This window comes from Mycoplasmatota bacterium (genome assembly GCA_018394295.1).
Lineage (GTDB): Bacteria > Bacillota_I > Bacilli_A > Haloplasmatales > Haloplasmataceae > JAENYC01.
In genome coordinates this window covers 1,132,015-1,144,631 of sequence record CP074573.1, presented here as the reverse complement: position 1 = coordinate 1,144,631, position 12,617 = coordinate 1,132,015, and the positions used below count along the sequence as shown (strand labels likewise).

12 protein-coding genes are annotated in these 12,617 nt (G+C 31.3%); 1 reads left to right on the top strand and 11 read right to left on the bottom strand.

Annotated features, from left to right (window positions below; all coding sequences use genetic code 11):
• From ablA to KHQ81_05140, 11 genes are all read right to left on the bottom strand, one after another.
• A complete protein-coding gene (gene ablA, locus KHQ81_05190) occupies positions 1–1,233 on the bottom strand; it encodes a lysine 2,3-aminomutase (protein ID QVK19557.1) in 1,233 nt (410 codons plus the stop codon).
• A 20-nt stretch (positions 1,234–1,253) separates the two neighbouring features.
• Positions 1,254–2,288, bottom strand: coding sequence for a zinc-binding alcohol dehydrogenase family protein (locus KHQ81_05185; protein QVK19100.1), 1,035 nt, complete (start codon positions 2,286–2,288; stop codon positions 1,254–1,256).
• A 12-nt stretch (positions 2,289–2,300) separates the two neighbouring features.
• Positions 2,301–3,122 carry a 3-keto-5-aminohexanoate cleavage protein gene (locus KHQ81_05180; protein QVK19099.1) on the bottom strand — a complete coding sequence of 274 codons (822 nt, stop codon included), beginning with the start codon at positions 3,120–3,122 and terminating at the stop codon, positions 2,301–2,303.
• An 11-nt stretch (positions 3,123–3,133) separates the two neighbouring features.
• A complete protein-coding gene (locus tag KHQ81_05175; protein ID QVK19098.1) occupies positions 3,134–3,514 on the bottom strand; it encodes a 3-aminobutyryl-CoA ammonia lyase in 381 nt (126 codons plus the stop codon).
• A 673-nt stretch (positions 3,515–4,187) separates the two neighbouring features.
• Entirely contained in the window at positions 4,188–4,502 is a 315-nt protein-coding gene (locus KHQ81_05170; protein QVK19097.1) for a type II toxin-antitoxin system RelE/ParE family toxin, read from the bottom strand.
• Positions 4,503–4,506: 4 nt separating this feature from the next.
• Positions 4,507–4,755, bottom strand: a complete 249-nt coding sequence (locus KHQ81_05165) for a type II toxin-antitoxin system Phd/YefM family antitoxin (GenBank protein QVK19096.1) — start codon at positions 4,753–4,755, stop codon at positions 4,507–4,509.
• Between the two features lie 340 nt (positions 4,756–5,095).
• Positions 5,096–6,484, bottom strand: a complete 1,389-nt coding sequence (locus KHQ81_05160; GenBank protein QVK19095.1) for a tryptophanase — start codon at positions 6,482–6,484, stop codon at positions 5,096–5,098.
• 146 nt (positions 6,485–6,630) lie between these two features.
• On the bottom strand, positions 6,631–7,152 hold the full coding sequence (locus tag KHQ81_05155; GenBank protein QVK19094.1) for a hypothetical protein: 522 nt from the start codon (positions 7,150–7,152) through the stop codon (positions 6,631–6,633).
• Positions 7,149–9,782 carry a pyruvate, phosphate dikinase gene (gene ppdK, locus KHQ81_05150; protein QVK19093.1) on the bottom strand — a complete coding sequence of 878 codons (2,634 nt, stop codon included), beginning with the start codon at positions 9,780–9,782 and terminating at the stop codon, positions 7,149–7,151. Before ppdK ends, KHQ81_05155 begins: the two co-directional genes overlap by 4 nt.
• A gap of 15 nt (positions 9,783–9,797) precedes the next feature.
• Positions 9,798–10,625, bottom strand: a complete 828-nt coding sequence (locus KHQ81_05145) for a kinase/pyrophosphorylase (protein ID QVK19092.1) — start codon at positions 10,623–10,625, stop codon at positions 9,798–9,800.
• Between the two features lie 11 nt (positions 10,626–10,636).
• Entirely contained in the window at positions 10,637–11,266 is a 630-nt protein-coding gene (locus KHQ81_05140; protein QVK19556.1) for a helix-turn-helix transcriptional regulator, read from the bottom strand.
• 344 nt (positions 11,267–11,610) lie between these two features.
• On the opposite strand from KHQ81_05140, the gene KHQ81_05135 reads away from it, so the two are divergent.
• Complete coding sequence (locus KHQ81_05135; protein QVK19091.1) at positions 11,611–12,525, top strand: hypothetical protein; 915 nt, start codon at positions 11,611–11,613, stop codon at positions 12,523–12,525.
• Positions 12,526–12,617 lie beyond the last annotated feature (92 nt).

Sequence of the window (12,617 nt, the reverse complement as noted above, 5' to 3'; positions counted from 1 at the left end):
TTATTCTTTTGTCTCAAGACTTAGTTGTTCCCCAAAAAGTAAACGTGATACACCAATTGAATGGTGTTCTTTATGTGATGAGCAATAATCACAATGACAATCTTCTTGGTAACCAACAGGCTCATAATAAGTCGATATATTTCCTTCAAAATTACGTAATACAACTTTACCTGGCGACTGTGAGATTAAGTATTGTGGCATAACTGGAATCTTTCCACCACCACCAGGTGCATCAACCACAAATGTTGGTACAGCATAACCTGAGGTATGACCTCTTAACCCCTCAATAATTTCAATTCCTTTTGAAACTGGTGTTCTAAAATGTTCTATTCCTGTCGATAAATCACATTGATAAATATAGTAAGGTCGTACACGCATCGCCACTAAATTATGAACCAGTTCTTTCATCACATGGACACAATCATTAACCCCTCTTAAAAGAACGCTTTGATTGCCAAGTGGAATACCTGCATTAGCCATTTTTTCAATTGCTTTTTTGGATTCTGGTGTAATTTCTTTCACATGATTAAAATGTGTATTGAGCCATACTGGATGGTATTTTTTTACCATATTGACAAATTTATCAGTTATTCGTTGTGGCATTACAACAGGTGTACGTGTACCAAATCGAATGATTTCAACATGGGGAATAGCACGTAATTTTTTTAATATATACTCAATTCTTTCATCACTTACTAATAATGCATCGCCACCAGATAATAAAACATCTCTTACCTCATGATGATCCTTAATATACTCAATTGCTCTATCTATTCTTGTTTTAGATACCTCATTGTCTGTTTGTCCAGCAAAACGTCTACGTGTACAATGCCTACAATACATTGAACACATATCAGTGATTAAAAATAAAACACGATCAGGATATCGATGGGTTAATCCTTGAACAGGAGAATCTGCATCTTCATGTAAAGGGTCAACAAAATCATGAGCACCAACTTGCATCTCATTAATCGTCGGTATCGCTTGCATTCTAACCGGACATTTAGGGTCTTCAGGATCCATTAAGGTTAAATAGTATGGAGTAATAGCCATTCGGAATTTACCCAATACTTTTTCAATAGCATCTTTCTCATCATGACTTAATTTAATATATTTTTCAAGCATATCTAAAGAGACAATTCTATTCCGAACTTGCCAGTGCCAGTTATTCCACTCTTCATCTGTTACATTCGGAAAATAAGATTTTCTTCTCCTTAGATATTCTGTATTAATTTTTAACAACTAGATCACTCCTAAAGATATTTATTTTCGAAAACTTTTCTAATTTTATCGGATTCTCTAACTATATTTAAGGTGATTTGATCATGATTTTTTGAGTAACCATTTCCAATTAACATGGTCACATCAGTACCAATTCCTTCTGCACCTAAAGCAGCTTTTGTAAATGATGTAGCCATAGAGAAGAAATATACAACACCAGTATCCTTTGTAATTAAAATACTTGACATTTCTGTATTTGGTACATTCACGACATTGATAGTTACATCAACTTGTTCTCCATTATTAGCTTCTAGTACTTTTTCATACACATCCATCGCATTTGTTGCATCAGCTAATACGATATCTGTTGTGTATCCTAATTCTAATAATTCTTGTTTATGTTTTTCACCTCTTACAACACTAATCACTTTTCCATTTGGTCCAGCTTTTTTCATTGCTTGGTAACAACATAAGATTCCTGATTTACCAGCAGCTCCAATAATCGCCACGGTGTTTCCTTCTTTTACAAGTTTATCAACTTGAGCTGGTGCCCCAGCAACATCTAATGCTGCTAATGCTAATTTTTCTGGCATATCAGATGGAATGACTGCATATATTCCTGATTCAAATAAGATCGCTTGTGCATTAACATCAACTTGGTCAGCATCTAATTTAATATCTTTAATTTCATTAATTTTTAATGGTGTTAATGTAAGTGATACTAAAGTGGCAATCTTATCGCCCACTTTTAAGTTCTTATCAGGGAAATCTGGACCAATTTCTTTTACAATTCCAATTAACATTCCACCTGAACCTGTAACAGGATTTTGCATTTTACCTCTTTTTGAAACGATTTCAGTAATCATTTCCTTCATTTTTTGTTTATCACTATTACATGTTTTCTTGATTTGGGTAAAACTAGCTGAGTCAATATTCAATGTTAACACATCAATCAGTATTTCATTATTATAAATCTCCATTGTATTATCAACTATTTGTGCTGCTTGTGGCATAACACCATTTGGTTCTATTACTCGATGAACTCCAAACTTGTTTCCTTTTTTCATTTTTAAATCCTCCTATTTATTTATTCCTAATATTTTACGCGCTTCATCTGGTGTTGCAATTTCTCTCCCTAATTCTTTGGCTAGTCGTACAACTTTCTCGACTAATTCACCATTTGATTGCGCTAATTGACCTTTTTTAAGATAGATATTATCCTCAAAACCAACTCTTACATGACCTCCACTTAAAATAGATACTGTAGCTAGTGGAAATTCATAACGACCAATTCCAGCTACTGAATAAGTAGTATCCTGTGGCAATGATTCTTTCATATATAAGAAATCTCTTAATTCTCCGCTCATCCCCCCATTAACACCTAAAACAAAACTAAAGTGAAGTGGTCCCTTAATAAACCCTTTTTTATGAAGTCTTAATACCATATCGATATGCCCTTTTTCAAAGCACTCTAATTCTGGTTTAATATTTTTTTCTTGAATGCGACGAGCAAACTCTTTAATATCATTTTCTGTATTAACAAAGATATCATCTCCACCAAAATTAAGTGTTCCACAATCAAGGGTTGCCATTTCAGGATTAAGTTCAATTGGTTGTAATCTCTCATCACAACTCATACCAACTGCCCCACCAGTTGATGGTTGTATAATAACATCTGGGCAATGTGCCTTAATCGCATCTATCGCTTCTTTAAAACGATCTTTGCTTTGTGTTGGTGTTCCATCATCCTCTCTTACATGTAAATGGATAATGCTAGCACCTGCTTTGTAAGCACCATATGCTTCACGTACAATTTCATCAATTGTATAAGGAATTGCATTAGTATGTTCTTTGGTTACTTCTGCGCCACATATCGCTGCAGTAATTATTAGTTTTTCCATATTTACACCTCCTAACGTTGTTTTTCTTTAGGTACAACACATGTACCGACTGCTTTACAAACTATAATAGGTTCCTCTAATACATCACACGCTGAATCATTGATATCACTACGAGGATGGATTACTTTTCTCGCTTCAAACTCCATTTTTCTTGAGGTATTTCCCTTTTTAATAATTCGCCCCACTGCTTCAATATAATCTCCAGCATAAACTGGTGCTAAAAATTCAACACTTTCATACGCTCTAAATAATCCCTCATCACCATCAAGACGAATTAATAACTCAGTCGCTACATCTCCAAATAATGCTAACATCCTTGCTCCATCAACTAATCCACCACCATAATGAGCATCATGTGCACTCATTCGAAGTCTAATCATCACTTCTTCCATTCTTTTTCTCCTTTTCTATAAAATAAAATCAAAAAACCGGTTAAACATAAAAAAGATTGTATGTTTAACCGGTAGCGCTCCATTGTCAAAAACAATGACAGAATTGTAAAGTAATTCCAATGAATAATAGTTGGCCTAATTATTCATTTCGGCACTATTAATCTTCCATAATCTTCTACGGTGCCAACCCTCTGACCATGTATTCATTAATAATGCGCCTCTACCTTTAATATATGTAAGCGTTTTCTACTGATATTTTATCATTTATTACATTATATGTCAATTATTTTTTATCATGATTTTTCTATCAAACAAAAATAGAAATATTTTTTTGAATTTCACTTCATTACTCAATTAACTTATTTAGTAAGAAAACATTTGTTTATTTTTAACACACCTCACTATTGTTGCTAATACCCTATTAATTATGAGCCTTTTAGTAGGTATAGTAATTATTATATCGAATGACTCTACTGCTATTCAGGAAAATCTTCCTAACAAGATTAAGTTCTGAACCAATGACTTTAAAACTTTGATTAGCATGTAGTAAGGAGTTCCTTACACACTCAGCACCTTTTATATAAAATTATTTGCCATGTTCCTCCTCTTCCCTGTTAAAAATAAAAAAGACACCCACTATTGAGTGTCTAACCTTATATTTTTTATTAATCACTTACACTTCTTTAAATAAAATTTTAATATAATCCCTTCTATAAGATAAGATTCTATAAATTGAGACATAAGGATTTTCAACCTTATAAAAAATTATATATTCTCCTGAAATCAAATATTTATAATCAGATTTAATATCAATTTTTGATGATAAAAGGGCACCAAACATTGGAAATTCTTTTAACTTTTCATAACTCTTAATAATACTTTTTATTACATTAGCTGCTGCGGAAGGATTATCAAACTCTGTTAAGATATACTCTTTTATATCTATTAAGTCTTGTTTAGCAAGAGGGTTTAATCTTAGTTTATGCATTGTATTACACTCCCAAATCCTTCTTTACTTGGTCTTCAGTTAACCATTCATTACCATTTTTAACAGCTTGTTCAGCTTCCAGTAATTTAGACATCAACTTAATTGTAGCTTGATTTTTTTCATATTCTTCAATATCAACAATAGCGTATCTTCCTCGTCCATTTTTTGTCAAAAATACAGGTGCACCAATGGTAATATCTTTTAATACTTCATTATAATTTCTCAAATCTGAGACAGGTTTAATATTTGGCATAATATCAACTCCTTTCTTCAATATTATTATATGCTAATTTTACTTAAAATTCAAATTAAAATTTTAAGTATTTTTTATAATTTCATATATCTAAATGATATACACAAATTTATTTAATTGAATCAGTTTACTCATTAATTAAAAGGTTATAAGCAATACAAAATTTGACCAAAAATATTGAATTAATTTAATGATAATTTTTTTGATTTGAATTATTACATTGGCTATTATAAGTGATTGATGCATTTTATAACTCTTAATATTTTCTTAAATGTGAATTACAGTAAAAAATGAACCTATAAGAAAAATAATCTTATAGGTTCAAAATATAATAATCATTTTATTTACTAACTGGTTTTAATCTCGCGGTAAAATGACGAAGTACAGGAGGTTCATATTCAAAATCAAAACCTACTAAGGTATCACGACGTTTATAAACTTCAATCACAGCATTAGCAACAACATCTAAATGAGCATAAGTATACGTTCTTTTAGGAATTGTAAGTCTCATGAATTCTAATGGACTTTGTAAATTTTCTTTTGTATCTGGGTTACGTCCTAATAAGAATGATCCGATTTCAACCGCTCTAACACCAGATTCTATATACACTTCGTTGCAAACAGCTTGCGCAGGAAATTGATAATATGGGATATGTGGACATATTTTTTTGCAATCAACAAAAACAGCATGTCCTCCTGCTGGGTATTGAATAGGAATACCAGCTTCCCTTAATCGGTCACCTAGATAGCGAACTTGATCAATCCGATGACGCAAAAATTCTTCATCTAATGCTTCTTGTAAACCAACGGCTAATGCTTCCATATCACGTCCTGCTAAACCACCATAAGTTGGGAATCCTTCCATCGGAACAATATAAGTACGACATTTTTGATAAAGTTCAGTATCTTCTTTAATCGCAATAATTCCTCCGATATTAACTAACCCATCTTTTTTAGCGCTCATCAAGAAAATGTCGCCATAGCTAAATATTTCTTGGGCAATTTCTTTAATTGACTTATTTTCATATCCTTTTTCTCTTTGTTTTATGAAAAATGAATTTTCAGCGTAACGAGCACCATCTATGATTGTTTTAATATGATATTTATTCGCAATTTCTTTGGTCAAACGAATATTTTCCATACTAACAGGTTGTCCACCGGCTGAGTTATTTGTCACGGTAATAATTATACCAGCAATATTTTCTGGTCCTTTATTAAGTATTTCTTTTTCAAGTTTTTCTAAATCAAAATTCCCTTTAAACGGATGATAAGTTTCTGTATCAAAGCATTCACTTATGACAACATCAATCGCTCTAGCACCTGCTATCTCAACATGTGCTCGTGTGGTATCAAAATGCATATTACTAATAAAATACATTCCTTCATGGTTTACTAATTGCGGTAATACTACTTGTTCTGCTCCCCGTCCTTGATGCGCTGGAATCACATATTGATAATTTGTTATTTCCTTTACGACCTTTTCTAAATGGAAATAACTACGACTTCCTGCATAAGCCTCATCACCTTGCATTAAAGCACCCCATTGATAGTGACTCATCGCTCCAGTTCCGCTATCTGTTAATAAATCAACATAAACATCTTCACTATTCAAGGCAAATGGATTATATCCTGCTTCTCTTAAATACTCAATTCTCTCTTCTTTTGTCGTCATTTTAATTGGCTCTACCATCTTTATACGATATGGTGGCGCTACATATTTTGTTTTCATATCTTCACCCTTTCTATTAAAAACGCTTTCATTCCTATTATAACAAACTAACCTAACTAGTACAATATCAAAAATTACTTAAAACTGTTATTTCAATATAATATATAAAGACAACAAGTGAAAAATGCACTCGTTGTCTTTATAAATCAGATGTTTATTAACTGTTTATCAATATCGTTAAACTGTGTTAAGACATTATAATTTGTTCTTACTCGTTTAGGACTCGTTTGATTAAATGAATTTATGTGACGATTCAAAGAATAACTTATTTCTTTTGTTTTTATTATTATAAATTGGATATTAAATGTCTGTTCAACTTTCTTTGCGGCATAATATGCTTTCTCCCCAAAACAAATCACGATCGATAAATCTTTAATTTCATCTTTAATTCGACTGAGATTATCATAATCACTAATAGTCGTTATATCAATAAATTTCGGATGTATATTTTCTTTTGTATAAGAAGAAACAATTGTATAATACGAAGCCTGACAAGAAGGAAATAATGTTGGATATTTTCTATTTAACCTTGCTAGTAGTTTATTAAGCTGAGTTTCAGTTTTACGATCAATAGGAAAACAACCTTTATTTAGAATAGGACTTGGGTAAGAGAAAATAAATCCTGATTTCATTCTCATATGATTCATCGTCATATTATTGTCAATCATGATACATCCTCCTTTTCCTTTTTTATAACTGCTAAAGCAGCAGCGAGTTTAGCGATTGGTACCCGATATGGTGAGCATGAGACATAATCTAACCCTAGATGATGACAGAATTCAACTGTGCTTGGTTCACCACCATGTTCACCACAAATTCCTAATTTAAGTGATGGATTTTTACTTCTACCAAGTTCAATCGCCAAATTCATTATTTTTCCAAGTCCTTTTTGGTCTAGAATTTGAAATGGATCTTTTTCAAAAATCTGTTTCTCTATATAGGATTTTATATATTTATGACTATCATCCCTTGAAAAACCATAAGTCATTTGTGTTAAGTCGTTGGTACCGAAACTAAAGAATTGACTAACTTCTGCAATCTCATCTGCAACTAAACAAGCTCTCGGTGTTTCAATCATCGTGCCTAATGTATATGGTATTGAAATGTCTTTATCTTTAAAAATCTGATTTATCTCTTTCGTTAATAACGCCTTAATAGACTGAAATTCTCTAGCATCAACAACTAAAGGAATCATTATTTCTGGAATAATGTTCATTTGTTTTTCAACTAATGTGATTGTAGCTTCAATAATCGCTCTTGTCTGCATCAAATAAATCTCAGGATAGGTAATCGCTAATCTACATCCGCGGTGACCTAACATTGGATTAAATTCTTCTAAATCTTTTATTCTTCTTTTAACCTCATTTATAGGTAAATTCATTTCTTGACATAATAATTTAATATCTTCATCACTAGTTGGTAAAAACTCATGTAATGGTGGGTCTAATAATCTTATGGTACATGGTTTACCTTCCATTAATTTTAATATATTGATAAAATCTTCTGTTTGAATTTTTAATAATTTATCTAAAGCAAGTTGTCTTTCATCTATAGTTTTTGATAGTATCATTTTTCTTACTTCTAAGATTCTATCTTCAGCAAAAAACATATGCTCAGTTCGACATAAGCCAATTCCTTCAGCCCCTAAGTTTAATGCAAGTTGCGTATCTTTTGTTGTATCTGCATTCGCTCTAACTTTTAATCGTTTAATTTCATCTACCCACTCCATAAATAATGCGAAATTATCTTGTGCTTTTGCATCCACTGTTTTTAACTGACCTAAGTAGACATTTCCTGTCATACCATCTAGTGATATATAATCGCCTTCCTTAACAATATTTTCTCCAACTCTAATTTCCTTTAATTGTTCACTTACTTGCATCTCCATACAACCAACAACACAACACTTACCCATTCCTCTAGCAACAACTGCAGCGTGACTTGTCATTCCACCACGACTTGTCACTATTCCGATTGCATTTACCATCCCCTCAATATCTTCAGGTGAAGTTTCTTGACGAACTAAAATAACTGTCTCTCCTCGTTCTTTTGCTTTTAGAATATCTTGGGCGTTAAAATATACCTTACCAGATGAAGCACCAGGGGATGCTGGTAAGCCTTTTGTTAATACTTGTGTTTCTTCTAATTCTTTTTGATCAAAATTTGGATGAAGTAACTGATCAAGTTGCTTTGGATTTATTCTTGAAATGGCTTCTTTTTTTGTAATCTTACTTTCTTTCACTAATTCTACAGCGATACGAATGGCTGCCTGAATTGTTCTTTTACCATTTCGAGTTTGAAGGAGGTATAATTTACCTTCTTCTATAGTAAATTCAATATCTTGCATATCTAAATAATGATTCTCTAAACGTTTAGCGATTGTATTCAATTCTTCAAATATTTGTGGATGTTCTTCTGATAATGTTTGTATTGTTTTTGGTGTTCTGACACCACTAACAACATCTTCTCCTTGTGCATTAATTAAATATTCTCCAAATAATTTATTCTCCCCAGTCGATGGATTTCTAGTAAATGCAACACCAGTTCCACTTTGATTCCCCATATTTCCAAAAACCATTGATTGGATATTTACTGCTGTTCCTAAATCATGAGGAATTTCATGGATATTCCGATAAATAATCGCTCGGTTATTATTCCATGATTTAAATACTGCTTCAATCGCTAAAAATAATTGTTCATAAGTATCATTAGGAAATTCTAATCCTGTCTCTTTTTGATAGATTTTTTTGTACTCTGAAACAATTCTTTGTAAGTCTTCTTCTTGTAAATCAATATCATGATGATAATGATTTTGTTCTTTAACAAAATCAAAAATTTGATCAAATTTATATTTTTCTATCCCCATAACAACAGAAGAAAACATCTCAATAAACCGTCTGTAACTATCATAGGCGAAGCGTCGATTATTGGTTTTTTGTGCTAATCCTAATACGGTTTGATCATTTAATCCTAAATTTAATATTGTATCCATCATCCCTGGCATTGATATCGCTGCACCAGATCGAACTGATACAAGTAGTGGATTAACCATATCACCAAATTTTTTACCAGTTGCTTTCTCCAACTGTAACACTTGCTCAATAATCTCCTCTTTTAATTCATCCCATAATTTTTCTTCTTTTTCATAAAAAAGATTACAAGTGCTCGTGATAATTGTAAAACCACTCGGAACATTAATCCCAAGACGACTCATTTCTACTAAGGCAGCCCCTTTTCCTCCTAGTAAAGCTTTCCCTTTATTAATTCCCTCTTTAAAATCAAAAACATACTTACCCATTTTTCCCTCCAGTAATTAATTATCCTTTATTATTGAAAAACCATTTTTCTTTAATAGATTAAGAATTATACCTGCTGTTTCTTCAATTGCTTTTGATGAAATATCGATAATTGGACAACCAAGTTTTTTCATTATTTTTTCACTATACTCTATTTCTTCTAAAATCCTTTCTAAAGATGCATAACTCGCATACCCAGAAAGACCTAATGCTTTTAACCTTTCTTGTCTAATAATATTGAGATTTTCTGGTGAGTTAGTTAAACCAAGTATTTTTTTAGATGGAATTTGAAATAATTCTTTAGGTACAGGTGTTTCTGGAACTAATGGAACATTAGCTACCAGCAAATTCTTATTCGCTAAATACATACTTAATGGTGTTTTAGATGTACGAGATACCCCAATTAAAACTAAATCAGCTTTTAATATCCCTCTAGGGTCTTTTCCATCATCATATTTAACCGCAAATTCAATTGCTTCGACACGTTTAAAATACTTGTCATCTAATAATCGATTAATTCCTGGCTCTCTTAATGGTTTTAAATTGGTTCTATAAGCAATCGCATTCAATAATGGGGTTAATAAATCAATATAAGGTATTTGTAATTCTTCACAATGCTGATTTACATAATGTGATAGTCTTTGTTCTACTAAGGTATAAATAATGATTGAATTTTCTTTCGTGGCTTGTTCCAAAATTACCTTTAAATAATCTTCTTCTAATACATGGGAATATTTCCTTATTTCATAGTTTTCAATTTCAAATTGACTAATAACACTCTTTGCCACTTGCTCCCCAGTTTCCCCAATAGAATCTGAAATGACATAGATGATTAAACTTCTCATATTTTCCTCCCTTACTCCCCAGATAACTCAACAAACAATTTCGTAATATTTGTTTTGGTGACTCTCCCGACTACCTTATAATACTCTTTATCTTCAATCACTTCTTTATTGACAACAGGTAAACAATCAATTTCATGTTCAATAATTTTTTTCGCTGCGGTAATCACCTCATCAAATGGTTCAATAAAAACAACATTAGGCATTCTTGTCATGATAATGCCTACAGGAATTTTATTAATATCTCCACCACCAATTACTGATTTTAGTAAATCTTTTCTAGATACAATTCCAGACAAATACCCTTTTTGGCTCACAATAATTGTCCCAACATCTTCTAAAAACATCGTAACAATAGTATCGTAAACTGATGTTTGTTCACTTACCATAATCGGTAAACTCTTTATCTCTTCAACATTTTTCTCTTTGATTTTTCTAGAAATAAGCACATTTTCATCCATTCCAATATAAAAATAGCCAAACTTAGGTCGCGCTCCTAATATACCAGACATCGTTAATATGGCTAAATCAGGCCTTAAAGTCGCCCTTGTAACCGATAATTTTGAAGCAATTTGTTCACCAGTTATCGGTTGATCTTTACGAACAATTTCTACAATTTGTTTCAGACGATTATTTAACTGTATCACACTACCACCTCTTTTAATGTGTTATACTATTTATATAGTATATTATATATATATTCCTAAATTTTGTAAACCATAAAGTTAAATATTCTTATTTTATTTTATAAATATATTTATTTACTGTTACATTTAATGAGGAAATGTGTCGAATATTATCATAAATAGGTTATACTAAATAAAAAAAAGGTCACAAATTAGATTAATATGATGAATTTAATCTAAAATAACTTGATTTATAGCTATAAAATATTATAAAAAATAACTCATTAACCCAATTATTCAAGAATTTTCATGTTATAATTATATAAATGGGATTTAATTTAAACGAAACAGGAGGCTTTGTGATGATTGATAAAGAAGTACTAAATCAATGTGGTGATTTTATTTTAAAAGAAGGTAGATTATTAGAAAAAGAATTATATAAACACTTTTTCATAGAAGACAATACACAGAATGTGTTACAAGCATTATTAAAATACCAAAATGAAGATGGTGGTTTCGGTCACGGTTTAGAACCAGATGCATTACTCCCTTTATCCTCACCATTTCAGACAACAGTAGCTCTAGCTCATTTGAAGGATTTAGATAAACAAGAAGAAGCTTTAATCATAATTGAACAGGCAATTCATTATTTAGAGTCACAATATAACAAAAAACGACATGGTTGGTTCGCCCTACCAAAAGAAGTGAATGAATATCCGCATACCATTTGGTGGGAGTTTGATGAAAAAAAACAAATGACTGCTATTGATGAGCATTATGGAAATCCTACAGCTGAGGTTATCGCCTACCTTGTTCGATATAAACAATATGTTAGAACACTTGATGTAGATGATTTAGTCAACTATATGTTAGAGTACATTGAGAATATTGAACTATTTCAATGTGAACATGAACTATACTGTTTTATAGCACTTTATCATGAATTAGATGGACATTTAAAAGAAAGATTAAAAAAACAGCTTTCAAAAGCTGTTCATCAACTTGTTGAATATAATCAAGTAAAATGGAAAACCGAATATGTCCCTACACCACTAAGTTTTGTAAAACATCCCACTATGATTTATTTTGGAATTGATAAAACACAAATTGACTTTAATTTAGATTACTTAGTTCAAGAATTAACAGAAAATCATAAAATAACACCTAGTTGGGGAAGTAATTTTTACGAGGGAAACTTTAAAAAATCATTTTCTGATTGGATCGCTATCCAAACATTAGAAACGCTTATTATTTTAAAGAATTTTAATCGAATTTAATTAGAAGGACTTTCATATATATAACTTATAAATTGAAAGGGTGTAATCAAAAGCTATTATTAGGTGTGAACAAGTGTATTGATAAAACAAAA